Raw genomic sequence first — 26,258 nt, 5'->3', positions numbered from 1 at the left:
CTTGTCATTGGCTTTATACATTCGCCCCGTCGACATGCAGGCGATTGCGGCCCGCTTGCTTGGCGATATAGAGCGCCTGGTCGGCGCGTTCAATTAGCGATGGCGGGCTGTCGAGGGCCGATCCATCGGAGCAGGCGATGCCGATACTGGCGGTCACATGCCCGAAAGGGCTACCTTTGTGAGGGATAGGTTGCAGGGCCAAACGCTCGAGTATCAGCCTGGCAACGACGGTCGCTCCGTCGATGTCGGTATCGGGCAGGATTACAGCCATTTCCTCGCCCCCGTAGCGTGCCAGCAGGTCGCGAGGGCGGCGGATGCAGGAAGAGAGCAGGTAAGCCAACTGCTGCAGACAGGCATCGCCAGCCGGATGCCCATAGGTGTCGTTGTAGCGCTTGAAATGATCGATGTCGATCATCAGCAGAGCCAGCGTGGTCCCATCTCGATGGGCCGTGCGGATCTCCTGGGTCAGCGCCTCGTCAAAGCAGCGCCGGTTGGCAAGCCCCGTCAGCGCATCATGCATCGCTTGGCGTTCGAGCTGTTGGTTGCTCTCAAGCAACTGCTGTTGGGTCAGTCGCAGTTCGTTTTCGACCGCGCTTCGCCGGCTCATGGCTCGAATCAGCAGCCAGCCAATGGTTCCGGTCAGTGCGAGCAGCGCAGCGACCACCAGCGACGACAGCAGCGCCTCGAGCCGCCAGGCTGCAAGTGCTTCCTGCTTGCCCAGCGCGACCGTTGTCACCAGGGGTAGCTTGTCACTCTTGCGAAACGCATAGAGGCGGTCTACGCCGTCCAGGCTGGAGGTGAATGACGCGGTGCCGGCTGACTGGTCGATGAGGTACTTGGCGAAGATTGGCGACTTCGAAAAGTTGCGCCCCATGTCCTGTTCCCGAAACGGATAGCGCACCAGCATGGAACCGTTGGTAAAGGCCAGCCCGATGGCACCGTCATGGCCGACGTCCAGCTTGCCGAAAAGTTGCAGGAAGTTTTCCACGCCGAGCGTCATGGCAACAACGCCGGCGAATTCACCGCGGCCGTCGTTGAATCGCCTGCTGATGGTGATCACCCATTCCTGAGTGACGCGGCTTCGGATTGGCAAGCCGATGAAGGGGTCGCGGGACGGGTCGTCACGGTGGTGGATAAAAAAGGCCCGGTCGCTGCTGTTGGCGCCGACGGGAGTCGGACGGTTGGACGACATGAGCCAGCGCCCATCCTTGGCATAGATGGTGATGCCGCTCATTGGCGGCATCAATGGTTGCTGACGCTTGACCAGCTGACCCAGCCGTTCGATCTGTGCAGGTTCGGTGCCCTCGGTTTCCAGGCGCTCGACCAGCCCGAGCAACAGCATTGAGCTCTGCCGGACGATACCTTCCGAATAGGTGGACAGTGCCTGGGTCAGGTTCAGGCCATGGACATTGATGTCTTCCAGGGCGCGCTCGCGAGAGGCCATGACCTTCCACAGCGTTAGCGAGGCGAGAGAACAACCTATGACCGATAGCAGTAGCACAACAAGGTGGATGTCACGCTTCACGTCAATTCACACGCCTTTTTCCCTAAAGACCAAGCTCAGCGCCGACACGCTGTAACTAACCAAACGGTCAGGATGTAACTATCTGGTCCATGCCCAAAAATATAGCACCTAAATTATTGGAATGTCCGACAGAATTACGCGAGCTGGAAGTTTTCCTTGAGGGCGCGAGTCGTTATCTTCCAGCCGGGTTTTCAGAAGAGTCAGCATGGTAATCAGGCAAGTAACCCTGGACGTAGCGCACGGTCTTCTCCAGCGTTCGCGCCATGTCGGGATGTGCCAGCTGATACTTTCGTTCCAATTGCTGGCTGTTACGCATGTCGAAGCGCTGTGTCTGAATGAAGTTCAATGACTCGGCGCTGATCGCGAATCGGGCCGCCAGTCCGGGAATCATCAATAGCCACTTGAGCAACCCTATCGGTACATGGCGGCGGGGGGCCTTGATCTTCAGCGTTTTTGCCAGTTGTTCGAGCATACCCTGCAAGTTCGGGGTGTGCTCATAGAGCGCCAGGACCTCCCGGTTGGCCATCGAGGGGTCGAACGCCACGCAGGTCATCATCATCACCAGGTAGTCGACGCTGACCAATGGCAACCAGTGCCTGGCGGAACCGGGGACAGCCTTGAACCGGCCCAGGGCCAGATTTCGAATCAGTTCGGCCAGGGGTTGTCCTTCAGGGATGTGCCCACTCTCGCTGTGGCCACACACCGTGGCGGGATGAACGATGGAGTAGTCCGCGCCCACCTCCTGCATGAAACGGATGACCGCAAAATGGGACTCCAGCTTGCTGCCTTCGTAGCCACCGGCACGGCTGTAGACTGCGGGCCAATTGGTGTTTTCAGGGCGCTCGTTATCAACCCCGATACTCGCAAGGTGGGTAAGGTTCTGCAGCATATAGCCGCCCACCATCAGTAATCGGACGCGCTGGCTCGCCGCGAGCCTGGCGACTCTCAGCGCTCCTTGTACATTGACTGCGCGGGCCTGTTCCATTGTCAGGCCCCAGGTAAACTGCGCCGCGAGGTGGAAGACAACAGCGGCCGAAGACACGCATTGCTTGTCTGCTTCACTGAGTCCAAGTCCCTCCCTGCTGATATCGCCTTCAACTGCATGGATATAGGCAGGGTCACCGCCCAGTCGGCTTACCTGGGCTCTCAGGCGCTCGATGTTTTCGGGGTTACGCATAAGTACCCGGGTCGTGTGCCCTGTTGCAGTAAGGTGGGCCAACAAGTGTTGACCCACAAACCCACTGCCGCCTGTGACGAAGCATTCCACGCTCATGTCTGAACCCTTGTATGGATGATTGGCGCAGGCTAAGGTGTAGAGCGTACTCTACAGTCAAGGGATTTTTGCTGTGAATATTGGTGAGTTGGAGCGCCGCAGTGGAATCGGCCGCCATACAGTGCGTTATTACGAGCAACTCGGGCTAATCGTGGCCCATCGACAAGCCAACAACTACCGCAGCTATAGCGACCAGACCATTGTTGATCTGGCCTTTATCCAGAGTGCCCAGAGCGGCGGTTTTTCACTCGCCGAGATCGGCGACATCCTTGCAGCCAAGCGGGGCAATACGATCGATTGCGCGCAAGGCGCGGTCCTCGTCGCCAGCAAGATGGCCGAAATTCAAGCGAAGATCACCACGCTGCAGGCCGCCTATGTGTTTCTCGACGCGGAGCGTGCAAAGCTTGAAGCCAGCGCCATTGCCAACGGACTGACTGTTCCTCAGTTTCCTGCCCAGCTTTAAGGCCGATGGTGTCCGCGTATTTCTAAGCGGACGCGATCACCCTTATCGCCAGGATTTTCATGCGCCAACGAAGCTCTTGCCCGACACCATTCAAAGCCCAGGTCGATCCGGAATGCCTGCAACCTGGCGCAACCGTGTCCAGTGTCGCCATCAGCCATGGCATCAACGCCACCGTCAAATCCTGCGACGGTTACTTCATGCAGGGCGATCTGGATATTTCGTCTGTTTATCGGGTAGACCATTGTGTTCCTCTTGGGTATTGCGAGCGCTGGTGTGCTGATGGCCACAGCAATTGTCATGCTCACCCCTTCCACCGTGTTCATGTCCGCCATTCCCATGTCCACGGTGCATGAAAAAGTGCATCAGTGGACAGGCCAGTAGCAGCAGGAATGGCAGATATGGAAGGACGTGAGCCCTATGCTCGGTGAACAGGAAATAGCCCGCGATGACCAGAAAACCTAAAAAGTACCAGTTGGTGCCCCGTGCGCGGTTCTGGGGCAAGTGCTGATGGCTCATGATGGCACTCCTTGGAGGGAACGGGAGTGAGGTCGTGACGCAAGGCCACTTCCAGTTTGGCTGGCGCGATCGTAGGTGTGAGCATAGCGAGCTGGAGCATCGGTTTACGTGTCCAATGCGTCGCAAACTCAGGTAGTGAATCGCATAAGGTATCAAGGCAGATTCTTCCTTTTCAGTTGCCGTTCAACCTCGGCCATGTCCTTGTCAAATTGGCGGACGCCTCGAAAAAGTTGGACACCGACCAGGACCGGGCACAGCAGGAAAATCGCTGCTATGACAAACGATTCTTCGGTCAGTCCCAACAGGTAAAGCACGGTGGCGATGCCCACAACACTTACGAGGAGGCAGATAACAAAAATCTCGCGCTTCATGGCTTGGCCTCCCGGCTTAAGCCAATATGGGCACGCTTCAGCATCGCGGAGTTGGCGATCACAGATAATGAACTGAGCGCCATCGCGGCGGCAGCGATGATGGGATTAAGCAGTCCGAAGGCCGCGATTGGAATACCGATGCCGTTGTAGATGAACGCCCAGAACAGGTTCTGTTTGATCTTGACCATGGTTGCGCGTGACAGCTTGATCGCGGTGACCACGTCGCGTACATCATTCTTGAGCAAGATGATGCCGCCGGTTTCCTTGGCTACATCAGAACCTGAGCCAATAGCGATGCCGATGTCAGCGGTGGCCAGGGCAGGGGCATCGTTGACACCATCGCCGACCATTGCCACGATCTGCCCTTCGCTTTGCAATTGACGGATCACTGCGGCCTTGTCGTCCGGCAAGACCTCGGCAATCACTCGCTCGATGCCGACCTGCCGCGCGACCGCTTCGGCAGTGCGGTGGTTGTCGCCGCTCAGTAGCACGACCTTGATGCCGCTTGCCTGCAATGCTGCGACGGCTTCAGCCGCTTCGGGTTTAACGGTATCGGCCACAGCAATCACCCCGACCAAACGTTCGTCGACACCGACCAGCATGGAAGTCTTGCCATCGGCTTCCAGGCTGACGAGGTGTTTCTCGGCAGCCTCGGTCGAAATGCCTTGGCGGGAGAATAAACGCCGGTTGCCCAGCCAGATTTTTCGACTATCAATACTGCCTTCGATGCCGTGACCGGCGATCCCATTGATGCCGGTCGCTTTCGGCAGAATGATGCCGCGATGGCGGGCAGCGCGGACTATCGCTGCGCCAAGCGGATGTTCTGAACCAGACTCCACGGCGGCGGCGAGCATCATGACTTCGTTTTCCAACGCTGTGCCAAGCGGGATCACATCGGTCACGTTTGGTTCGCCTCGGGTAATAGTGCCAGTTTTGTCGAACACTACCGCACTCAGTTTTTCTGCCCGCTCTAACACCTCGCCGCCGCGGATAAGTATGCCGTTGTTGGCACCCTTGCCAACACCTACCATTAACGCGGCCGGCGTAGCCACGCCCAGTGCGCAGGGGCAGGAAATGATCAACACCGCGATAAAGGCCAATAACCCTTGTGGGAAATTCCCCGCAAGAGACCAGCCGACCAGGGCCAGCAGTGCGACCGACACCACCAACGGTACAAAGTAGCCAGTGACCTGGTCGGCCAACCGTTGGATCTGCGCCGTGCTGGTCTGTGCTTCTTCGACCATCTTGATGATCTGTGCCAGTGCGGTGTCGGCACCGATCCTGCTCGCCTTGAAAGTGAGCACACCACTGCCATTGAGCGTACCCCCGATCACCGGACTGCCTGGGTGCTTGTCAACCGGCATCGACTCACCGGTCAGCATGGACTCATCTACCGTTGACTGACCTTCACTTACATCGCCATCGGTGGGGATTTTTTCGCCAGGTTTGACGATCAGAAACTCGCCGGCCATAACGCTTTCAGCGGGCAGGTCGACTTCTTGGCCATCACGAATCACATGCGCGATCGCTGGTTTGAGATCAAGTAAGCGTCGTACTGCGGCTGAAGACTTTTTCTTGATGATTTCCTCCATGTACCTACCAAGCAGTACGAAGGCGATGATGACCGCCGACACCTCGAAATAGACGTCGCGCTCGGCAACCTTGACCGGCAGGACGTCGGGAAAGAACAACACCGCGACGCTGTAGAAATAGGCGACCGACGTGCCAAGGGCGATCAGGAAATCCATGTTGATGTTACGGGTGCGAATGGCGTTCCACGCCCCCATATAGAAACTCCAGCCACCAATGAACTGCACCGGAGTGACCAACAGGAAAAGCCAAATTCCCCACGTGAACCACGGTAGCGCCTGGATCGGCACCCAAGTCAGCAGCGTCGCACCAGCAGCCAGCGCAATGAAGGCGCCCGCACGCAGCAGCGCCAAGGCCAGTACACCTGTGAGGGCGATGGTCACGCGGGTTTTCATCGCCTTCAGTTCACTTTCTGGCGAATCGAAGGTGCGCAGGCAGGTATCGCTGCAAAAGTAATAGCGGCGCCCGCCACGTTCTCGTGACAACGCTTTGGTCTTATCTACCATCATTCCGCAGATCGGATCTTTCGCCATTTTTTCTGATGCGAGCGCCTGCGGATGCTGGCTGTGTTGCATGTGTGATTCGTTCATCGCTGCCTCCTACTCGAAGCGGCTATCAAGGCCTTCCATGGAGCTTGGCGGACCGCCAGGCGAACAAGGTGCCGACCATCGCGCCCCATACACTCAAGATCAGCAGGGGCCCGACGAAAGTCGCCACACTGTAGTCTTGCGGAACTTGAAGACGACCAAAGTCGAGCCCGTGAAACAAGGCGCCAAGAAAAGCAATACCCTGCGCTGGTCATTGCGCATAGAGCAGCGCGCAGATTGTGCAGGAGATGCTCATGGCCATGGTCATGGCCAGGAAAGTCCGGTTCTCCAGAGAGCGTTCATGACTGCCTTCCTGAGCTTGGAGGGGCGCCAGCAGGTGTGTTGGGACTGCGGGGGGATGACCAGGGCAGGAACGCCGGAGTATGTTCGCAGTAGTTGCGATAGGCATCGCCGAAGTGCGCAAGCATCTCCTGTTCTTCCTGCTTCGCCAGCTTGGCGTAGACCAACAGGAGGATTGGAAACATTATAAAGGTGATCAATGTCGGCCACTGCAAGAGAAAGCCAAACATGATCAGCACGAAGCCAACGTATTGTGGGTGGCGGATCCGCGCATAGGGCCCGTCGAGCGCGAGTTGGTCAGTACTTTGAGCCTTGTAGAGCACACGCCAGGCGCTTGCCAATAACCAGAAGCCGCCTGCGATCAGCAGGTTGCTGATAATGTGGAATGGCCCCCAGTGCGGATTGACCTTCCAGCCCATGACAGTTTCGAGCAAATGCCCAGCGTCGTGTGAGAGGAAATCGATGTTTGGGAAGTTACGAGAAAGCCAGGGCATCAACAGGTAGATGGTCAGCGGGAACCCGTACATTTCGGTAAATAGAGCTACCAGGAACGCCGAGAACATGCCAAAAGAGCGCCAATCGCGGCTCGTCTTGGGCCGTGTGAAGCTGAAGGCGAACAACACAAACACTAATGAGTTGATGATGACCAGTGACCAGAGGCCGTAGGCCGGTTCAGTATGGTTCATGGTTGGTGCTCCTCACTTGTCGGGTGTGTTTGCTGTACTCATCGTGTATGCCTTCAACAGCAAACAACAGGCGGGTGCGTTCTGGTTTAACCCGCCAACACCGGTGCTTAGTAATTTGGATCAGCTCCAGTAGATTTACTTTTCATTGGCATTTCCATCATGGACGACTGCTGTTCCATCATTTGCATCATCATGTCCATCATCTCGTTGCCTCCGCCCTCCTTAGCTCCAGACATGCCCATACAACCCATTGCACGATGCTCCTTGCTCATCATGGCCATGCTGTCCTTCATCGCCTTCATGCCCTCTTGCATGGCCGCTTGGCGCTCGGCGGGAGTTTTTGCCGCCGCTGCTTTGTCATGCGCAGCCTGCATTTTCTGCATTTGATCGCTCATGGCTTTGGTGATGGCCGTCGCCGCTGGCGCTGTGCTCTGGGTTGAGTCGCCTGGTGCGTCAACCGGGTGATGTGCATCCTCGGCAGAGGCTATGCAAGCGCTGCCAGCCAGGAGGGCAGCCACAACGAATTTGGAATGCGTTTGCATGATGAACTCCAGGGAATGTGAGGGATAAGCAGGAATAGCTGAGTCCCGAAAAATCCGCACTCAACAAGATAGAGCGGCCGGTACCCGGCCACTCTGAAGCAGGGGGGTTAATCGTTGGAACGAACGAAAATCAGGCGGGCTGGGCGGTCCGGCGGCGCGGGGCGTTTCAGTGCAAGAGAGGCGAAGGAGGATTTCTTGTCGGGGTTAAGCCCTGTCACTACTGCCGCAGTCAGCAGCAAGAGGACGGCCCAATGGATGGGGTCTGATGCAGGAGTTTGCAATGCAGGCTTTATTGCCGTGGTGGCTTCCTCACAGCTCTGAAGGCAACCACTGGCGTGGAGAGCATGACCATCCACCACATACTGCTCGGCATGGTGGGGCGCGGCTAAATTGTGATCCGGTTGCACCAAGCACCCTTGGATTGCCATCACGGCCATAGCCAACACCCACACCACGAGGGTGAGATGCAACAGGCTTCGACGGTGACGGCGGAACCAGTACATGGAGCATTCCCTCGACTTATCACGTCGTATTGATTTTCAGTTTAGGCAGGAAGGCAATGAAGCATTTGATAAAAATCAAACTACTCGATGAAGTGTTTTTCGAGGTCGAGGCTTGCCTTGAAGCGTCCCTGGTTATTGGCTGAGTTCTGCATTGGCATCGACACCCTGCAGCTGCGCCAAACATGCCTTCCAATTACCTCTTGCACCCACTCGAGCAGCCAACAGCTGGGTAGAGGAGGGTGTTTATTCGCAACTATTTCTCATTTACACTTGCATCTTGTTTTCGGGGCCTACCTCTTTTCAGGATGCATCGTGTCGCTCGATCCCGCCAAACCGACGCTGCTGTCTACATTGGTACGTCACTATGACGACCTGGTGGACCACATTCGCCGACGCTTCGGCGACAGAAGCATGGCGCGCGATGTAGTGCATGACGTGTGCGTGCAGTTGCTTGAGCGCGGTGAGAAAGAAAACGTTCGGACCCCGCTGGCGTTGCTACGAAAAATCTCCAACGACACCGCCGTGAGTCGCTACCGTAGCGATCGCCGCCGAGGCGCCTGGGTAGAGGCAGTTTCCGAGCTTCCGGAGGTAGCCTGCCCGGCAGCCACGCCGATGAGCCAGTACGACAGCGAGCGCGAGTTTCAACTGCTCGTGAGCGCTATCGCAGACCTCCCACCTCGCTGCCAGGCCGTTTTTGTCATGCATAAGGTTCACGAAATTCCCCAGGCAGAGGTAGCCGCTCGCCTCGGTATTTCCATCAAGACAGTCGAAAAGCACCTACGCCTGGGGTTGGCGGCGTGCAGGCAACGGCTTGGCCGCGATGAGGTGCAACCATGACGAAGCAGCCCGAACAGGCGCCACTGGACGAGGCTCTTGGGCGACACCGTGAAGAGCTCAAGCACCTGTTCCCCCTGCCGCCGTCCAGGCCAGCGCCCGCCAAAGCGGTAAAGTCAGCAGGTATCACGCTAGCGGTTGCGATCGCCTTTGGCGCCCTTGCCTGGCTGAACCCCGCCTATAAGAGTGAGGGTTTCGCTACCGCCATTGGTGAGCGGCGCGCTGTGCTGCTGAGCGATGGAAGCAAACTGCTGCTCGACAGTGGTACGCACGTCGATATCAGATGGCGCCTGCTCAGCCGCGAAGTCGACCTGCGCGCTGGGCAGGCCCTCTTCGATGTGTCCTCGGCCGTGTACCGCCCCTTCGTAGTGTCTGCTGGCCTGGCGAAAGTCGAGGTGCTCGGTACGCTGTTCAATGTTCGCCGCCTGGATAACGAGGCGGTGCGTGTGACCCTGGCCCGTGGGCGCGTGGATGTCGCCGTGGCAGCTGCGGCGCAAGCGCCTGTCACCCTCAGGCCAGGGCAACAGGTCGACTCGATTGGCGGGCAACTGATGCCAGTGGCGAAGGTCGACGCCTTGAAGGCGATGGCCTGGAAAGATGATCGCATCGTATTCGAGCAGACGCCGCTGGATGAAGCGGTGTCGTTGCTGCGTCACTATCGCAAGGCATCCATTGAGCTGAGCGACCCAAGCTTGGCTGCACTCAAGGTGACAGGGGTCTTCGAGGCGCACAATGTCGACCTGCTGCTGGATCTGTTACCGAGCATCCTGCCCGTCGCCGTGTTGAAACAAGAGGATGGCAGCGTGCGAATTCAACCTAAATCGACAAGAAAATAATTCTCAAGCGCAGGTAGGGTTTCTCGATTCCCTTGGCGGCTATTGAAAAAAGCCCACCCAGAAAAAGGAACTCGAGAAGTGCATTTTCCCCTCCGCAGTCGCCAACTACGCCTGTCATTGCTTGCCAGTAGCCTGCTCATCGCAATGTCGGCCCAGGGCCGGGAACGGGTGAACGTGGATCTCCCTGCCGCGCCGCTGGGGGAGGCCATCAACGCCCTTGCACAGCAGTCTTCGGTACAGATCATCTTTGCCAGCGATCTCGGTGCAGGCCGAAACGCGCCCGCGGTGAAGGGGCGGTTCACACCTGAGGAGGCACTTCAAACGCTGCTCAAGGACAGTGGCTTGCAAGTACAGGCCAAGGATGAGCGCACCTTCGTCATCATCGCGCAAGGCACCCCTGCACCCAGTCCCGAGACCCAAAGCGTACCCGTGGAAATGGCGCAGATGGAAATCACGGCCTCGCGCACCAGCAGTAGCCTGGTGTCCGCGACGCGGCAGTCCACCGTTCTCGAGCATGAACAACTGCAGGAGCTGCGCCAGGGTTCGGATAGCCTGGCCACGGTACTGGCCAAGGCGATTCCGGGCATGTCCGACTCCAGCCGCACCATCACCGAGTATGGCCAGACCCTGCGCGGGCGCAGCATGTTGGTCATGGTTGACGGGGTGCCGCTCAATACCAACCGCGACTCTTCGCGCAACCTGGCCAACATCGACCCGGCGCTGATCGAACGGGTCGAAGTCATCCGTGGCAGCAGCGCCATTTACGGCAGCGGCGCCACGGGGGGCATCATCTCCATCACTACACGACCTGCTGGCGGTGAAAGCCGTGCCGAAACCAGCCTGAGCGCCACCTCGCCACTTACCCGCCTGGGCAGCGATGGCCTGGGGGGCCAGTTCCAGCAGTATTTTGCAGGCTCTCAGGGCGCGGTGGACTACTCGTTCGACTTCGGTACCCGCCACATCGGTGCCTCGTACGATGCGCACGGCGACCGGATCGCTCCGGAGCCCAGTCAAGGCGACCTGTTCGATTCGAACATCTACAACATTGGCGGCAAGCTGGGGCTGCACATCGACGAGAACCAGCGAATCCAGCTTGCCGTCAGCCACTACGATGCACGCCAGGACACCGACTACGCTACAGACCCAAGCGTCGCGAAACTCCCCGCAGGCTCGGTGCCGGCCAATGCGATCAAGGGCCTGGATCTCGACGAACAGAACCGCATTCGCAACACACTGCTGAACCTGGAGTACGAGAATCTCGACATTCTCGGCAGCCGGCTTTCTGCCCAGCTGTATTATCGGGACTACTTCACCCGCTTCACGCCGTTCGACGCCCGGGCCGTTGCCACACGCGGCGGCAACGTGGACCAGATCATGCAGAACAGCGAAGTGTTCGGCAGCCGCCTGACCCTGCGCACACCACTTGGCGACAGCGGCAGTACCGAGCTGGTTTGGGGTGGTGACTATAACCAGGAGCGCAGCGACATGCCGCTGGATGTCTTCGACCCAGCGGCTTATGACGCCAGTGGCGGCCTGGTCTTCGACAAGACCGGCAAGCTCACCTACATGCCCCCGCTCAAGACCCGAAGCGCCGGTGCGTTCGCGCAGCTTCAGCATCGCTTCGATGAGCACTGGTCGGTCGACGGTGGCCTGCGCTACGAATACTCCACCGCCGAATTCGATGACTTCGTTCCTTTGTCCGAATCCAGGGCTGCCTCCCCTGTGGCGGTGAAGGGTGGCGACATTCACTACGATGCGGTGCTGTCGAACCTTGGCATTGTCTATTCGCCGGTACCCGGCCAGGAAATCTACGCCTCCTTCAGCCAGGGCTTCCAGTTGCCCGACGTGGGCATTCAGTTGCGAAATGCGCGCCGTGGTTTCGACCTGGGGGCCTCGAACCTGGAACCGGTCAAAACCAACAACTATGAGATTGGCTGGCGAGGTGAGCTGGGCAGCAACACCCTGGGCACCCTGGCCCTGTTCTACACCACCTCCAAACTGGGGGACGTGCAAAGTTTCAACAACGGCCTGATTCTGACCCGCACCAAGGAGCGCATCTACGGTGCTGAAGCCAGTGCCGACTGGCTATCGGACGATGCGGTGTGGGGCGCAGGGGGGAGTGCGACCTGGATGCGTGGGCGAGAAAAGCCGGACGGCAAAGGCTGGCAAGACATGACCGGCTATCGCGTTCCGCCCCTGAAACTGACCGCCTACGTCCAGTACAAGCCGACCCTGGACTGGAGCAACCGCTTGCAAGCCACGTTCTTTGACGCCAAGGATTACAGGCTCGATGGTGTGGACAGCTTTGGCCGACATCAGGTGAGTACCTATACGACAGTGGACCTGGTCAGCCAGTACCAGATCACCGCTGATGACAAGGTGAGCGTCGGCATCCAGAACCTGTTCAACCGCGACTACTACCCGCTATACAGCCAATTGCTGCGTAATAACAACAACACCAGCCACTTGCCGGCACCGGGCACTGTGTTGACTGCCAGCTATACGCATGATTGGTAAGGTTGTAAAAGATCGCCGGGCCGATGGCGAGCCCGGCGCTCGACGGAAAGAAGAGGGCGCGTCGGGAAGGGTCAATGGGCGTCGGCGGAAGGCTGTGCCGGGGGTTGTACCTTGCGCATCAACGGCACCAGTACCGTGGCGAGCGCGAAACACACCATGATCACCAGAAAAGCGTCGGCGTAGGTCAGGGTTTGCGCTTCGCGCCAGGTCAATGCCCAGAGCTGGCGCAGCGCGGTATGGCTGGCATCCAGGCTGTCCTGGCCCAGGGCTTGGGCGTTGCTGCTCCATTGCTCGAGCCAGGCGTTCATCGTCTCGTTCTGAACGTTCAGGTGCTCGGCCAGGCGCAGGAAATGCAGGTTGGTACGGTCGTTGAGTACCGTGGCGCAAGCCGCGATCCCGAGCGCGCCACCCAGGTTGCGCATCAAATTGAACAAGCCCGAGGCGAGCTTGAGGCGTGCAGGCGAGAGTGCACCCAGGGTGAGGGTCACGGTCGGCGGCACGGCCATCTGTTGGGCAAACCCGCGAATGGCTTGAGGCAGCAGCAGCTCTTTGCCGCCCCAATCATGGGTAATCGAAGAAAAATCCCACATCGAAATGCCGAACAGTGCCAATCCCAGCATCAGGATCCAGCGCAGGTCTACACGGTTGGCGAGAAAGGCATACACCGGAATCGCCAGCAGTTGAAACACGCCAGTGGAAAACACCGCCAGGCCGATATCCAACGCGCCATAGCCGCGCACATGGCCAAGGAACAGGGGGGTGAGGTAGATCGTGGCGAAAATGCCGATTCCGGTAATGAAGGAAAACAGGCAGCCCAAGGCGAAGTTGCGGTCGCGCAGGGCACGCAAGTCAACGATGGGGTCTTCGATCTTCAGGCTGCGCCAGATGAACAGTACGCCACTGATGCCCGCCACCCAGGCGGTCGCAGAAATCGTTGCATCGCTGAACCAGTTCCAGCGCGGGCCTTCCTCCAGGGTGTACTCCAGGCAACCGAGAAACACCGCCATCAAACCAATGCCCAGGTAGTCAGCGCCCTTGAGCAAGTGCAGGTTGGGGTGGTCGACCTTGACCAGCAGCGGTACGGCGATGGTGACGAACAGGCCAGGAACCAGATTGACGTAGAACAGCCAGTGCCAGGACGACACGTCGGTGATCCAGCCGCCGACTGCAGGGCCCAGCGTAGGGGCGAGCGATGCGATGGCACCGATGACCGAGGCAGCGATCACCCGCTGCTTGCCGGTGAAGTAGATGAACGCGGTGGTGAACACCAGCGGGATCATCGACCCGCCAAGAAAGCCCTGCAGGGCACGAAAGGCAATCATGCTCTGGATGTTCCAGGCCAATGCACACAGCAGGCTGGTCAGGGTGAAGCCGGCCGCCGATGCCGCGAAAAGCCATCGCGTGCTCATGACCCGTGACAGCCACCCCGACAAGGGAATCACAATGATTTCCGCGATCAGGTAGGCCGTCTGCACCCAGGCGATGTCGTCTGCACCGGCCGAGAGCCCGCCGCCGATGTCCTTGAGCGATGCCGAGACGATCTGGATATCGATCAAGGCGATGAACATCCCTACGCACATGGTGGCAAAGGCCGTGACTTTCTGTGCGGGTGTGAGAACGGGCAGGGCGCCATTCATGGCCGGGCTGCCGATGCCAGTTTCGCTTGCGGCAGGGCCTGCGGCCCGGTGTCGACTTCGGCGATCACCGAAAGGCCCGGGCGCAGGGCGCCAAAGTCTGCATCGCTGCCCTCAAGGCGCACCCGCACCGGCACGCGCTGCACGATCTTGGTGAAGTTGCCGGTAGCATTCTCGGGGGGAAGCACGCTGAACTGCGCGCCCGTGGCTGGCGCGATGCTCTCGATGCGGCCATGGAAGGTATGGCCCGGCAGGATATCGGCGGTGACGCTGACCGTCTGGCCGACTTGCATGTTCGCGAGTTGGTCTTCCTTGAAGTTGGCGTCCACCCATAGCCCATGGGCGGGCACCACAGAGATCAACTGACTGCCGGATGCGGCAAAGGCCCCGACCTTGGCTCGGCGGTTGCCCACGTAGCCGTCCACCGGCGAGCGTAGTTCGGTGTAACCGATATTGAGCCGCGCCTGCTCCCTGTCTGCCTCTGCCTGGGCCAGCGCGGCTTGTGTCTGCTGACGTTGCGTGTCGATCACCGCCAGTTGCTGGCGCGCCGCAAGCCAGCCAGCCTCGGCGTGGGCCCGATCGGCTTGCGCCGTTTTCCAGGTGGCCTCGACGCGTTGGGCGCTTTGCACGGAAACCGCCTGGCTGCTGACCAGCGTCTGGTAGCGGACCTTGTCGTTCATGGCTCGCTGAGCTTCGGCGCTGCGGGCGTCGATCTGCGCTTTGGCCTGACTGATGAGCGCATGCTGCAACTGCTCTACCGCATCGAGGTTTGCAAGACGGGCACGTTGCGCGGCGACGGCCCCATCCGCTTTGGCCAGTGCCGCCGTGTAGTCGCGCACATCGATCCGCGCCAGGAGGTCACCTGCCTTGACGAACTGGTTGTCCACCACCGCGACCTCGGTGATATAGCCCGGTACCTTGGCGCTGATCACGGTGACGTCCGCGCCCACGTAGGCATCGTCGGTGTCTTCGATGAAGCGGCCATGGCTCCACCAGTGGCTGGCATAGCCTGCACCGCCAACCATCGCGAGCGCCAGTAGCGCCATGCGCAGGAGGGCTTTTCTACCGATGGATTTCCTTGCAATGGCTTCGGTGTCGTCCACCGGGTCAGGCGCTGCGCCAACGTGAGCATTCATGACGGTCAACCCTCTGAAGAGGCTTGGGTGGGGAAGGGGCTTACCAAGTTGCTGCCTTGGCGGTAGGCCTGCCCGGTTTCAGCGCGCCAATGGGTCAGCGGGTCCGCGTCGGGTGCGATACGCAGCCGGTGCTCGTCCACGGTGATGGGTTTTCCAGTGTTGGCGTCCATGAGCGCCAGGGCGACAGGCTCGCCGGTGCGTTCATCGGCCAGGTAGACCTTTTGCGAACCCTCGGCATGCTTCGCCCCCCACGCCATCAAGGTCAGGATCACCGGGCGCAGGTCACGCCCGGCCTCGGTGAGCAGGTATTCGAAGCGCGGCGGGTTGTTCTGGTACGGCCGGCGCTCGAGCAGGCCTGCGGTGACCAGGTCGGTCAGCCGACGGGTAAGCGTATTGGTGGCGATGCCCAGGCTGTGCTGGAACTCATCGAACCGGCGCAGGCCATAGAACGCATCGCGCAGGACCAACAGGCTCCAGCCATCACCGATGTGTTCGAGCGCACGGGCTACGGGGCAAGGCATGGGTTGGAAGCTGGCTTTTTTCATGGCATCGGCCTTGGGCGTCATCCTGGGATGACGTCACTATCCGCCAGTAACTTTCATTATGCAAGTTACTATGGCCATGGTTTTGATGTCCGTTGGTCGGCCAGATTGACTTACGTGCAGGGAATCTCATCTACCCGCCAGCGTCGTCATGCGACACCCGTTGTTCACTCGGACGCAAACGACGGCCGTTCCGCGAACCATGCCACCGCCAGCTCCTTGAACGCCTCAGCCGAAGGCGTCAGCGGATAGCGCTGGTCATGGGCCAGGACGATGCTATGCGTTGGCAATTTCTCCAGAGTCGGCCGACACACCAGCGCTTGACCATCATAACTACGGTCACCAAATGGCCGGGTATAGATCAGCGCCACGCCAAACCCGTTGGCGACGAGGCTACGCTGCAGTTCGAAGGTGCGCACACGGTGCACAGCGGCGGGTGATAGATCGTAGAAGCTGAACAGATCCAGCACGTGCTGCCAGCTGTGGACCTGATCGGTGACGACCAGAGTGTATTCGGATAGCGCTTTGAGACTGACGCGCGGCTCCTTGGCCAACGGGTGATCGACAGCCAGCAGTACCTGGGCAGTCAGCTGACACAGCTGTGTGCATTGCGTGTTCGGCGGCAGACCCAGATCGTAGGTGATTGCCAGCTCTATCGCGCCCTCACTCAGCCGCTTGCCAACATAATCGAAGCTGCCTTCGCGCATATCGACAGTCACCCTCGGGCAGGACTCCTGCATCCGTCGCACAATCTGTGGCAGGCAATAGGGCGCCAGGTCTTCAAAACATCCGACGACCAATTCTCCGACACACTCCCCGGCATTGGCATTGATCTCGGCAAAGGTCCGAGCCTCTGCCAGAACGCGACGGGCCTGGACCATGACGGTGCGACCGAACGGGGTCAGCGATATGCCAAGGCCACGTTGGCGTACGAAAATCGATTGACCCAGTACCTCTTCCAGTTCGGTGATGGCCGCCGAGATGGAGGGTTGTGAAACATGAAGCTCCATGGCGGCAGTCGTCAGGTTTCCGTGCTTGGCCGCTGCGAGCGCATAGCGAAGTTGTCGCAGTGTGAACTTCATAGTTTTTTCCGTTGTGATACATCAGGACATATTATTTTATCCTTTTTTAAGGTTGTGAAATATTTCTACTGCGCAGTGGCCACCGATCACAGGGGCCACGCCGATGCCGATTGCAAGGCTCATCAGCAAGTTTGGCGACCCTCTTTGGGCCGGATGCCCTCGACTACTGCAATCCATGTTCTTGTTTGGGAGCGTCACAATGAAAATTACAAAGGCTCTGCTGACCACGACACTATCTTTCGGGCTGCTGGCGGCCGCTGGCGCCAGCCAGGCGGCCGGTTGGTGCGAGTCTGGCAAACCGGTGAAATTCGCCGGTTTGAATTGGGAAAGCGGGATGCTGCTCACGGATGTGATGCAGTTCGTGCTGAAAAACGGTTATGGCTGTGATACCGATAGCTTGCCGGGTAACTCCATCTCCATGGAAAACGCCCTGAGTAGCAATGATATTCAGGTATTTGCCGAAGAGTGGGTGGGGCGCAGCGAGGTCTGGAACAAGGCAGCGGCTGCCGGCAAGGTGGTTGGCGTCGGCGCGCCGGTCGTTGGCGCGGTAGAAGGCTGGTATGTGCCGCGCTATGTGATCGAAGGCGATGCCGGGCGCAAACTCGAAGCCAAGGCTCCGAACCTCAAGACCATCGCCGATCTTGGGCAATACGCCCAGGTATTCAAGGACCCGGAAGAGCCGGACAAGGGGCGCTTCTACAATTGCCCGGCCGGCTGGACCTGCGAGCTGGACAACAGCGAGATGCTCAAGCGCTATGGCCTGGAAAGCAGCTACACCAACTTCCGCCCGGGCACCGGCCCGGCACTGGATGCCGCCGTGTTGTCGAGCTACAAGCGTGGCGAGCCGATCCTGTTCTACTACTGGTCGCCGACACCGCTGATGGGCATGGTTGACCTGGTCAAGCTGGACGAGAAGCCAGGCGTGGATAAAACCCTGACCATCAAGGTGGGCCTGTCGAAGGCCTTCCACGAGCAGGCGCCGGAACTGGTGGCGGTGCTGGAAAAGGTCAATCTGCCGATCGATCTGCTGAATCAGAACCTGGCGCGCATGAGCAAAGATCGTATCGAGTCGCCGGAACTGGCCAGGTTGTTCCTCAAGGAGCACCCCGAGGTCTGGCATGGCTGGGTCAGCGAAGACGCAGCCAAAAAGGTGGACGCGGCACTCTGAGCGTGTGAACTCGTCCGGCTCCTGCCGGACAAGGCGCATGACAGTCCGCTTCATACACTTGCTCGAGAGAATCCCATGTTTCCCAAGAACTTCACGTTTTCCATTGCCGACTGGGTCAATGGCTGGGTCGATGCGCTGGTAACCAACTACGGTGACGTGTTCCGGCACATCTCCGACACCCTGCTGTGGGCCATCGTCAACCTCGAAGGCCTGCTGCGCGCGATGCCCTGGTGGCTGATGCTGGCGATCGTCGCCGGTATTGCCTGGCATGCCACTCGTAAAGTCGTGACCACTGCCGTGATCGTCGGCTTGCTCTTCCTGGTTGGTGCGGTCGGTCTCTGGGACAAGCTGATGCAGACCCTGGCGCTGATGCTGGTAGCAACACTGATATCGGTCCTGGTCGGCATTCCGCTGGGTGTCCTTTCGGCACGCAGCGATCGCCTGCGGGCGGTGTTGATGCCGCTGCTCGACATCATGCAAACCATGCCCAGCTTCGTGTACCTGATTCCGGTTCTGATGCTGTTCGGCCTGGGCAAGGTGCCGGCGATCTTCGCCACCGTCATCTATGCCGCCCCGCCGCTGATTCGCCTGACCGACCTGGGCATTCGCCAGGTGGATGGCGAGGTCATGGAAGCGATCAACGCGTTCGGTGCCAATCGCATGCAACAACTGTTCGGCGTGCAGCTGCCACTGGCGTTGCCGAGCATCATGGCCGGTATCAACCAGACCACCATGATGGCCCTGTCGATGGTAGTCATCGCGTCGATGATCGGTGCCCGTGGCCTGGGTGAGGACGTCCTGGTCGGCATCCAGACCCTGAATGTGGGCCGCGGCCTCGAAGCGGGCCTGGCCATTGTGATTCTGGCGGTTGTGATCGACCGCATTACCCAGGCCTATGGCCGACCACGGCATGGGGTGGGCAAATGAGCGTTACGCAGACGATGAACAAGATCGAAGTCAAGCATGTCTTCAAGATCTTCGGTGCTCGCGCCGAAGATGCCCTGAAACTGATCCGCCAGAATAAAGCCAAGGATCAGGTCCTGGCCGAAACCGGCTGCGTGGTCGGGGTCAACGATCTCTCGTTGTCCATCGGCAGTGGTGAGATCTTCGTGATCATGGGGCTGTCGGGCTCTGGCAAGTCGACCCTGGTGCGCCACTTCAACCGCCTGATCGACCCGACCAGCGGCGAGATCCTGGTCGATGGCGAGGACATTCTGCAATACGACATGGACGCCCTGCGCGAATTCCGCCGGCACAAGATCAGCATGGTGTTCCAGAGCTTTGGCCTGTTGCCGCACCGCACCGTGCTGGACAACGTCGCTTACGGCCTGAAAGTCCGGGGCGAGAGCAAGGCCATATGCGCGGAGCGAGCCCTGCACTGGATCAACACCGTGGGCCTCAAGGGTTACGAAAAATCGTACCCGCACCAGTTGTCGGGCGGCATGCGTCAGCGCGTCGGCCTGGCCCGTGCTCTGGCTGCCGACACCGACATCATCCTGATGGACGAAGCCTTCAGTGCGCTCGACCCGCTGATTCGCGCCGAAATGCAGGACCAGTTGCTGGAACTGCAAAAAACCCTGCACAAGACCATCGTCTTTATCACTCATGATCTGGACGAAGCGGTGCGTATCGGCAACCGGATTGCCATTCTCAAGGACGGTCGCCTGGTCCAGGTCGGCACGCCGAAAGAAATCCTCTACCAGCCTGCGGACGAATACGTCGATCGTTTCGTGCAGCGTCGCGTAGCTTCGCTTTAAGGAACCGCGTGTATGTCGTTTGCCGAAAAAATCATCATCGCCGAGGCGCCAGTTCGTTGGCAGGACGTGGTGGCTGTGGCCCGGCATGGCGCGAAGCTTGAGCTGGCCCCATCGGCCTGGGCGCGGATCGAGAACGCCCAGGCGATTGTCCAGCGCATCGTTTCCAGCGGTGACCGCGCCTATGGCGTCAACACCGGGCTTGGCGCCTTGTGCAATGTCTCGTTGCAGGACGAACAACTCAGCCAGCTGTCGCACAACACCTTGCTCAGCCATGCCTGTGGCGTGGGTACGGCGCTGTCGGACGAACAGACCCGGGCGATCATGTGCGCGGCGATCATCAATTTCTGCCAGGGCCGTTCAGGCCTTCAGCGCAAGGTGGTCGAGGCGCTGCTGACCTTGCTCAACCAGCATGTCACCCCGCAGGTTCCGAAACAGGGGTCGGTGGGGTATCTGACCCACATGGCACATATCAGCATCAGCTTGCTGGGCGTAGGCCAGGTCAGCTTTCGCGGCCAGATCATGCCGGCGCAGCAGGCCTTGGCCGAGGTCGGCCTGGCGCCGATCAAACTGGGTGCAAAGGATGGTCTTTGCCTGGTCAACGGTACCCCGTGCATGACTGGCCTGAGCTGTCTGTCCTTGGACGACGCCACCCGGTTGAGCCAATGGGCCGACGTTATCAGCGCCATGAGCTTCGAGGCCCTGCGCGGCCAGCTCGATGCCTTCGACCCTGAAATCATCGCGATGAAACCGCACCCCGGCATGCAGCGCGTGGGCAGTAACCTGCGTCGCCTGCTCGACGGCAGCGAAATCATTGCCAGCAGCCAAGGCATTCGCACCCAGGACGCCTTGAGCATTCGCTCGATCCCGCAGGTTCACGGTGCTGCGCGCGATCAATTGGAACACGCTGCGCGGCAGATCGAAACCGAACTCAACTCCACGACCGACAACCCGATGTTACTGGGTACCCCCGAGTCGTATCGGGTGGTTTCCCAGGCGAATCCGCACGGGCAGTCCGTGGCCATGGCGGCCGACTTGCTGGCAATCGCGGTAGCGGAGATCGGGGCGATTGCCGAGCGTCGTCTCGATCGCCTGATCAACCCGTTGGTCAGCGGTTTACCGGCCTTCCTGGTCAGTCAACCGGGGGTGAATTCGGGCATGATGATTGTCCAGTACGTGGCCGCTTCACTGTGTGCAGAAAACCGTCAGCTGGCACAACCGGCAGTCGTCGACAACTACGTCACCTCCGGCCTGCAGGAAGATCACCTGAGCATGGGCACCAATGCCGGGTTGAAGCTGCACCGCGCCCTGGAGAACTGTACGCAGATCCTCGCCATCGAATACTTGTTGGCGGCCCAGGCCTTCGAGTTCCTCAAGGAGCAGCGCTTTGGTGCAGGTACCAACGTTGCCTGGCGGTTGCTGCGCGAACGGGTTCCGGCCTACGCCCAGGACCGTTGGCTGGCCCCGGATATCGCCAGCAGCGCATCGATTCTGAAGGACCCCGGTTTGCTTGGTGTTGCATTCCCCGAGCTGCTTTGACAGATGTAGGCGGCTCGCGACCTCGATCCATGACGAAGCAAGTTGTTCTGAGCCCGAAGATGCCCTAGGCTGCCTCCTTGTGAATCGATGCTATGACACTGGGTAGACGATGAGCGAATTACAAGGATGTTTAGGATTTTCCGGTCTGGAGTGCCGGCCTGTGGGGCCATCCGACGCAGAAATGATCTGCTCGCACCGCCAGGAAATGTTTCTTGAGGCGGGCGGGGACCCTGCAGAGCTACAGGTCATGACTCAGCACTTTCGCCCTTGGCTGGAGGAGCGGCTCGGTGACGGTCGGTATTACGGGTTCAAACTCCTGGATGGCGACCAACCGGTCGCAGCCATTGGCCTGATGAGCATTGATTGGCCGCCACATCCATCGCACCCAACCCAGGACAAGCGTGGTTATGTGTTGAATGTGTTCGTCCAGCCGGCCTACCGCCGCCGAGGCCTGGCTTCGGCCTTGATGCAAGCAGCTGATGCCGAGTTCGCCCGCCGAGGAATCACCTTCGCTGTCCTGCACGCCACCAGGACGGGCAAACCGGTCTACGAGCAGACCGGTTGGACTGGCACCTCGGAAATGGCCAAATCCATTACTTGAGAGTGGCCGCTTTCGACCCATAGCTGCCCTTCGTTGAGGACAGCTAACGGCCAGAAGCGCTCAGTGGCATTGTTGGCACTGGAGGATACCGAAAATTCGCTCAGCGACAACGGTAAGCCTCACCAACGACTATAGTTATTGGTGAGCCAGAGCTAATCCGACCCTTTCCCAGCCAAACTGGCCTAAATCCAATTCCGCGATTACACGGCGGACCTCCATGTGTTCCGTGATGCGGAACGTGAACGTTTCGTTGCCGAAATCACTCAGGCTCAGGCTGAGATCGAGGCACCGTTGTCTTTTGTAAACCCCTTGATGGTGGATGGAGTTATCCCGCCGGGCACGTCGTATCCCACTGAGCACGCCCCAACCACCCATCTATCAAGGTTCAAGCAATGAAAACTTCAGAATTTGATGATGCAAAAGAAACGAATGGCGATCTGGTTCAGGGGCCGCTGCCGGCCGGCACTGTCGCGCCCAACTTCACCCTTTACGCAACTCCTGATCAACAGTTGTCGCTGCGTGAACTCAAGGGAAATCCCGTGGTACTGGCGTTTTATCCCGCTGACTGGACTTCGGTGTGCGGTGACCAACTGACATTGTACAACCAGTTGCTACCCACATTCAGAGAATACGCCGAGAGGATACTTACATCCCCAAAATTCAAGCCGCCTTCAATGGCGGGGTACGAAGCGGCGTGAACGGCACCCCAACATTCTACATTGATGCGGTTCGCTATGACGGGGTTCCAGAGTTCAACGAGATGATTCAGATGATTGAACTTTTCTTGGTGCGTGGACGAAATCGGTAGAGAGCGACATCGGCTTGGTATCACCCACCCCAGAGCCGAGGGAAAGCCAGCGTCAGCTGCCTTCTTCATTAAAGAGGTGTACACGGAGCCGGCAGCTAATGAAGTCTTTGAAATATTATGAAAAAAATCGACGCGCCACATGGTTGGAGTTGTTTTTTGACCTGACTTTTGTTGTTACAATTGGCCAGGTTACGCATACTCTCGGACATGTTCATCAAGGCCACTTTGAGCATGGGCAATTATGGACTTTTTTGCTGCTTTTTATACCACTGTGGTGGGTCTGGTCCAGTCACACGATTTACTCCAATAGGTTTGATACAGACAGCAAACTTCACCGTTTGGCAACATTATTCATAATGCTGCTGCTCATTGTGCTATCTGCACGGATCGGAGAAGACCTGGAAGTTAACTACCCGCTTATTATTGCCTGCTATTTTGGTATACGTGCCATTATCAGCATCATGTACATTTCGTCCATAAGCAAGCTCGATTCTCGTGGCGAACTCTCCTCTAGGCTTGGCTTCGCCCTGTTAGTTAGCGCAGTTGTTAGTCTTTCATCAGTTCTTTTTAGTCCGCCCGCGCGTTACTTTGTTGCTTATATTGGAATCATTCTTGATATTTTGCTTCCTGTTTTTTTCTGGACTAAACTAAAACCATTGCCGGCACATACAGAACACTTGATTGAACGGATAGGCTTGCTCACGCTCATTTTATTGGGTGAGTCAGTGTTTAGCCTTTCTGGAGGCTTATCTGACATTCAATGGGATCGCTATAATGTGATGGCGGCAATCACCGGATTTATCATGATTTGCAGTATATGGTGGATCTACTTTGATAGCTTTTACCTGCTGAGCAAAAATCAAATCAGAATGAGCGGGCACTCCTTGATCTACTCGCACCTTTTTCTTTTTATGGGGCTTGCACTCCTGGCTAATTTGATCAGGCATGCGATCCTGAATGACATTGCGATGCGCGATTTCCAGATTATGTCGCTCATCGGCATGGCCTTGTTTTTCCTAGGCAAGCAGTATGGCTATTTCATAGCCGTAAGTAGAATAAGGAAATACATACTGCAAAACACCTTGATCGTGTTTTCTTTGGGTGTATTGGTCATATTCCTACCCCGCGTCGAGTACATATTGGTCGGCCTGACAGCAACCATGATCTCTTATGTTTTCCTAAATTTCAGATATCGTTGAATCACTACTATTAGACCGCAGATTGGGACAAAGTGATCAAGCGGCTGGCTTGCGGCTTACACGCCGCCCACTACGTCATTCTCACTACCCGTGCGCCACCCGCCGCTACCCTTGGTCTTTTGGGGTTTGTAATCCTGCCATCATCGACCATAGTTAAGAGTCGGATGCCCCTTGTGGCTATCGCGACCTGATAGCGCCAGCCGCACCGTAACAACAGGAGCCACGTCATGGTCAACGTAGCGTTGTTCGTTCGTCTGGAAGCAAAACCCGGGAAAGAGAAGGATGTAGAGAGCTTTCTCATGGGCGGCCTTCCAATAGTGGAGGAGGAGCCTGCCACCACCGCTTGGTTCGCAATCCGCTTGGGGCCTTCCACCTTTGGCATCTTTGACGCCTTCCCGGATGAAGCTGGGCGACAAGCGCATCTTTCGGGAAAGGTCGCAGCGGCGCTTATGGCAAAGGCTGCCGAGCTGTTTACCAAACCGCCGTCAATCGAGAAAGTTGATGTCCTTGCTGCCAAGCTACCCGGCTAAGGAAGCCCAACAAGACATTCCGATCAACGTTCCTGCCGCCACGTGAAGGCTAAGTTGCCAGCCGTTACCCGCTTCTCGGGAGGCAGCAATGGGTCGAAAGCGGCCAACCAAGGCCGAAAGCTTTCGACCCTAAGCAGACATTCTGCGTCCTTGTCGACAGCCCAATAGTTGCATATGATACTAAGTCTCATTTGCGTCTATTCAGTGGCAACTCATGGCATCCGTCGACAGTGCTCAGCTCACGGCTCTTTACGAACAGCAACACCGCTGGCTGCGTCGCTGGCTGTATCGGCAATTGAGCTGCTCACACCGCGCCGCTGATTTGATGCAGGACACCTTCATGCGCCTGTTGCTCAGCAAAGAGGCGTTGGAAGTCCGGCAGCCTCGACCGTTTCTGGCGAAGGTGGCACGCAGTGTCCTGTCAAACCACTACCGCCGCACACGCCTGGAAAAAGCCTATCTGGATGCGATCCAGACGGAAGACGAAAACGTGCTGCCGGATCTGGCGACCCAATTGATTATTTTCGAGACGCTGGTTCGACTCGACGAAGCACTCTGTAAGTTGGATATCGCCGTCAAAAAGGCATTCCTCTGGTCGCAACTGGATGGGCTCAGCCATGGGGAAATTGCCGAGCGGCTGGGTATTTCAATCGCTACCGTCAAACGCCACATCATCAAGGCAGGTGCGCAGTGCATGCTGGTGACGGAAGCGCTGGAATGACGATCACCGAAAACGCCTTTACCCGAGAACCCGCGCCATCACCGAAAATGTGTGAGGAGGCGATGGCATGGTGGCTCGATATGCAGGAAGCTAATTTTGATTCACCCGCACAGGCCGCCTTCATGGCATGGCGTAGTGAACACCCCTTGCATGAGCTGGCCTGGGAAAGGGCCTTGGCCCTGGCTGCGCAGCTAGACTCATTGCGTACCCAGGGCGATCCAAACCTTGCCCGACAGGCCCTGTTGCTTTCTTCTCAGGAAGGGTTGAGCAGACGACGGGCCATCAAGGGCCTGGCCTTGCTGCTGACCACAAGCGCGGGTGCATGGTTGGCCGGAGGCAGCGAAGTGGTTTCGCGCTTGAGCGCCGATTACGTCACGGGTGTTGGAGAGCAGCGACGCGTCGCGCTGAACGCCAATCTGTCGTTTGATCTCAATACCCGCAGCGCGATAAATGTTCGTCATACAGATCATCGCTGGCACCTTCGATTACTCAGCGGCGAGATCCTGGTCGACACGGTTTTGAACCAGGCACTCTCCATCGAAGCCACTCAGATTCGCGCACAGGCGACCTCGGCGCGCTTCACGGTACGCCAATTTGACAATGGCTCGACTCAGTTGGCGGTCTATCGTGGCTCACTTCAGGTAAGCCCGGCAAAAGCGAGCACGTGGACTTCCTTGCAGGCCGGGCAACTGGCTCGTTTCGGGGCGCTCGGCCTGCTCGATCAGGATGCACTGCAAGCAAACGCTCCGGCCTGGGCAGAAGGCATGATCGTCGCCAACGGCCAACCGCTCCAGGCTTTCCTGGATGAACTGGGTCGGTATCGTCATGGGCATCTCGGGTGCGACCCCGCATTGGCCAACCTGCGTGTATGGGGATCCTACCCGCTGGCAGACAGCGATCGAATCATCGATGCCGTTGCCCAGACGCTGAAACTGGATGTCCAGCGTTTCACTCGCCTATGGGTCAACTTGCGCGCCTTGCCGGCAACCGTTTGAACTATT

Annotated in this window: 27 protein-coding genes; 14 read left to right on the top strand and 13 right to left on the bottom strand. The window is 58.4% G+C overall.

Features of this window, described 5'->3' with window-relative positions:
• Nucleotides 1–13 precede the first annotated feature (13 nt).
• Both ACIQYU_RS20050 and ACIQYU_RS20045 read right to left on the bottom strand, forming a co-directional pair.
• Nucleotides 14–1,525: a diguanylate cyclase gene (locus ACIQYU_RS20050; RefSeq protein WP_402801735.1), complete on the bottom strand. Its 1,512-nt coding sequence runs from the start codon at nucleotides 1,523–1,525 to the stop codon at nucleotides 14–16.
• Between the two features lie 172 nt (nucleotides 1,526–1,697).
• Nucleotides 1,698–2,798, bottom strand: coding sequence for an SDR family oxidoreductase (locus ACIQYU_RS20045; RefSeq protein ID WP_207830249.1), 1,101 nt, complete (start codon nucleotides 2,796–2,798; stop codon nucleotides 1,698–1,700).
• Between the two features lie 73 nt (nucleotides 2,799–2,871).
• Here ACIQYU_RS20045 and ACIQYU_RS20040 point away from each other — a divergent pair, with 73 nt between their 5' ends.
• Entirely contained in the window at nucleotides 2,872–3,261 is a 390-nt protein-coding gene (locus ACIQYU_RS20040; RefSeq protein WP_207830246.1) for a MerR family transcriptional regulator, read from the top strand.
• Nucleotides 3,262–3,456: 195 nt separating this feature from the next.
• On the opposite strand, the gene ACIQYU_RS20035 is transcribed toward ACIQYU_RS20040, so the two are convergent.
• The 7 genes from ACIQYU_RS20035 to ACIQYU_RS20005 all read right to left on the bottom strand — a co-directional run bounded on the left by ACIQYU_RS20035 (nucleotide 3,457) and on the right by ACIQYU_RS20005 (nucleotide 8,356).
• A complete protein-coding gene (locus tag ACIQYU_RS20035) occupies nucleotides 3,457–3,777 on the bottom strand; it encodes a DUF2933 domain-containing protein (protein WP_233694234.1) in 321 nt (106 codons plus the stop codon).
• Nucleotides 3,778–3,929: 152 nt separating this feature from the next.
• The gene (locus tag ACIQYU_RS20030; protein ID WP_207830241.1) at nucleotides 3,930–4,148 is read right to left on the bottom strand and encodes a hypothetical protein; all 219 of its coding nucleotides are present in this window, start codon (nucleotides 4,146–4,148) and stop codon (nucleotides 3,930–3,932) included.
• On the bottom strand, nucleotides 4,145–6,328 hold the full coding sequence (locus ACIQYU_RS20025; RefSeq protein ID WP_402801729.1) for a heavy metal translocating P-type ATPase: 2,184 nt from the start codon (nucleotides 6,326–6,328) through the stop codon (nucleotides 4,145–4,147). The genes ACIQYU_RS20030 and ACIQYU_RS20025 overlap by 4 nt, the downstream gene beginning before the upstream one ends.
• A 25-nt stretch (nucleotides 6,329–6,353) precedes the next feature.
• Nucleotides 6,354–6,506, bottom strand: a complete 153-nt coding sequence (locus tag ACIQYU_RS20020) for a hypothetical protein (protein ID WP_325176033.1) — start codon at nucleotides 6,504–6,506, stop codon at nucleotides 6,354–6,356.
• 118 nt (nucleotides 6,507–6,624) lie between these two features.
• Nucleotides 6,625–7,311: an isoprenylcysteine carboxylmethyltransferase family protein gene (locus tag ACIQYU_RS20015; RefSeq protein ID WP_207830235.1), complete on the bottom strand. Its 687-nt coding sequence runs from the start codon at nucleotides 7,309–7,311 to the stop codon at nucleotides 6,625–6,627.
• Between the two features lie 107 nt (nucleotides 7,312–7,418).
• On the bottom strand, nucleotides 7,419–7,853 hold the full coding sequence (locus tag ACIQYU_RS20010) for a hypothetical protein (RefSeq protein WP_233687479.1): 435 nt from the start codon (nucleotides 7,851–7,853) through the stop codon (nucleotides 7,419–7,421).
• A gap of 107 nt (nucleotides 7,854–7,960) precedes the next feature.
• Nucleotides 7,961–8,356, bottom strand: a complete 396-nt coding sequence (locus tag ACIQYU_RS20005) for a hypothetical protein (RefSeq protein ID WP_207830231.1) — start codon at nucleotides 8,354–8,356, stop codon at nucleotides 7,961–7,963.
• 312 nt (nucleotides 8,357–8,668) lie between these two features.
• Here ACIQYU_RS20005 and ACIQYU_RS20000 point away from each other — a divergent pair, with 312 nt between their 5' ends.
• The 3 genes from ACIQYU_RS20000 (at nucleotide 8,669) to ACIQYU_RS19990 (ending at nucleotide 12,543) form a co-directional block, all read left to right on the top strand.
• Nucleotides 8,669–9,193 carry an RNA polymerase sigma factor gene (locus tag ACIQYU_RS20000; protein WP_207830230.1) on the top strand — a complete coding sequence of 175 codons (525 nt, stop codon included), beginning with the start codon at nucleotides 8,669–8,671 and terminating at the stop codon, nucleotides 9,191–9,193.
• Nucleotides 9,190–10,026: a FecR family protein gene (locus ACIQYU_RS19995; RefSeq protein ID WP_207830228.1), complete on the top strand. Its 837-nt coding sequence runs from the start codon at nucleotides 9,190–9,192 to the stop codon at nucleotides 10,024–10,026. Before ACIQYU_RS20000 ends, ACIQYU_RS19995 begins: the two co-directional genes overlap by 4 nt.
• Nucleotides 10,027–10,104: 78 nt before the next feature.
• A complete protein-coding gene (locus ACIQYU_RS19990) occupies nucleotides 10,105–12,543 on the top strand; it encodes a TonB-dependent siderophore receptor (RefSeq protein ID WP_402801720.1) in 2,439 nt (812 codons plus the stop codon).
• Nucleotides 12,544–12,614: 71 nt separating this feature from the next.
• Here ACIQYU_RS19990 and ACIQYU_RS19985 read toward each other — a convergent pair whose 3' ends face one another.
• The 4 genes from ACIQYU_RS19985 to ACIQYU_RS19970 form a co-directional block, all read right to left on the bottom strand.
• Entirely contained in the window at nucleotides 12,615–14,180 is a 1,566-nt protein-coding gene (locus ACIQYU_RS19985; protein ID WP_207830223.1) for a DHA2 family efflux MFS transporter permease subunit, read from the bottom strand.
• Nucleotides 14,177–15,223, bottom strand: a complete 1,047-nt coding sequence (locus ACIQYU_RS19980) for an HlyD family secretion protein (RefSeq protein WP_233687516.1) — start codon at nucleotides 15,221–15,223, stop codon at nucleotides 14,177–14,179. Before ACIQYU_RS19980 ends, ACIQYU_RS19985 begins: the two co-directional genes overlap by 4 nt.
• A gap of 95 nt (nucleotides 15,224–15,318) precedes the next feature.
• Entirely contained in the window at nucleotides 15,319–15,858 is a 540-nt protein-coding gene (locus tag ACIQYU_RS19975; RefSeq protein WP_402801716.1) for a winged helix-turn-helix transcriptional regulator, read from the bottom strand.
• 164 nt (nucleotides 15,859–16,022) lie between these two features.
• Nucleotides 16,023–16,937, bottom strand: coding sequence for a LysR family transcriptional regulator (locus tag ACIQYU_RS19970; protein WP_402801713.1), 915 nt, complete (start codon nucleotides 16,935–16,937; stop codon nucleotides 16,023–16,025).
• Nucleotides 16,938–17,136: 199 nt separating this feature from the next.
• Between ACIQYU_RS19970 and ACIQYU_RS19965 the strand changes: the two genes are divergently transcribed.
• From ACIQYU_RS19965 to ACIQYU_RS19920, 10 genes are all read left to right on the top strand, one after another.
• Nucleotides 17,137–18,105 carry an ABC transporter substrate-binding protein gene (locus tag ACIQYU_RS19965; RefSeq protein ID WP_207830216.1) on the top strand — a complete coding sequence of 323 codons (969 nt, stop codon included), beginning with the start codon at nucleotides 17,137–17,139 and terminating at the stop codon, nucleotides 18,103–18,105.
• A gap of 75 nt (nucleotides 18,106–18,180) precedes the next feature.
• Nucleotides 18,181–19,032, top strand: coding sequence for a proline/glycine betaine ABC transporter permease (locus tag ACIQYU_RS19960; RefSeq protein WP_207830213.1), 852 nt, complete (start codon nucleotides 18,181–18,183; stop codon nucleotides 19,030–19,032).
• A complete protein-coding gene (locus ACIQYU_RS19955) occupies nucleotides 19,029–19,862 on the top strand; it encodes a glycine betaine/L-proline ABC transporter ATP-binding protein (RefSeq protein ID WP_233694228.1) in 834 nt (277 codons plus the stop codon). Before ACIQYU_RS19960 ends, ACIQYU_RS19955 begins: the two co-directional genes overlap by 4 nt.
• Before the next feature lie 12 nt (nucleotides 19,863–19,874).
• Nucleotides 19,875–21,398, top strand: coding sequence for a histidine ammonia-lyase (gene hutH / locus ACIQYU_RS19950; RefSeq protein ID WP_063913508.1), 1,524 nt, complete (start codon nucleotides 19,875–19,877; stop codon nucleotides 21,396–21,398).
• A 109-nt stretch (nucleotides 21,399–21,507) separates the two neighbouring features.
• Nucleotides 21,508–21,999, top strand: a complete 492-nt coding sequence (locus ACIQYU_RS19945; RefSeq protein ID WP_063913507.1) for a GNAT family N-acetyltransferase — start codon at nucleotides 21,508–21,510, stop codon at nucleotides 21,997–21,999.
• Between the two features lie 392 nt (nucleotides 22,000–22,391).
• A complete protein-coding gene (locus ACIQYU_RS19940) occupies nucleotides 22,392–22,697 on the top strand; it encodes a redoxin domain-containing protein (protein WP_243434084.1) in 306 nt (101 codons plus the stop codon).
• 208 nt (nucleotides 22,698–22,905) lie between these two features.
• A complete protein-coding gene (locus ACIQYU_RS19935) occupies nucleotides 22,906–24,006 on the top strand; it encodes a low temperature requirement protein A (RefSeq protein WP_207830201.1) in 1,101 nt (366 codons plus the stop codon).
• A gap of 227 nt (nucleotides 24,007–24,233) precedes the next feature.
• A complete protein-coding gene (locus ACIQYU_RS19930; protein ID WP_207830198.1) occupies nucleotides 24,234–24,536 on the top strand; it encodes a putative quinol monooxygenase in 303 nt (100 codons plus the stop codon).
• Between the two features lie 214 nt (nucleotides 24,537–24,750).
• A complete protein-coding gene (locus ACIQYU_RS19925; RefSeq protein WP_207830195.1) occupies nucleotides 24,751–25,257 on the top strand; it encodes a sigma-70 family RNA polymerase sigma factor in 507 nt (168 codons plus the stop codon).
• On the top strand, nucleotides 25,254–26,252 hold the full coding sequence (locus tag ACIQYU_RS19920) for a FecR domain-containing protein (RefSeq protein ID WP_207830191.1): 999 nt from the start codon (nucleotides 25,254–25,256) through the stop codon (nucleotides 26,250–26,252). Before ACIQYU_RS19925 ends, ACIQYU_RS19920 begins: the two co-directional genes overlap by 4 nt.
• Nucleotides 26,253–26,258 lie beyond the last annotated feature (6 nt).

It is taken from the genome of Pseudomonas sp. NPDC096925, from assembly GCF_044762545.1.
Classification (GTDB): domain Bacteria; phylum Pseudomonadota; class Gammaproteobacteria; order Pseudomonadales; family Pseudomonadaceae; genus Aquipseudomonas.
The sequence above is the reverse complement of the archived record's forward strand: the minus strand, read 5'-3'. Positions and strand labels throughout refer to the sequence as shown.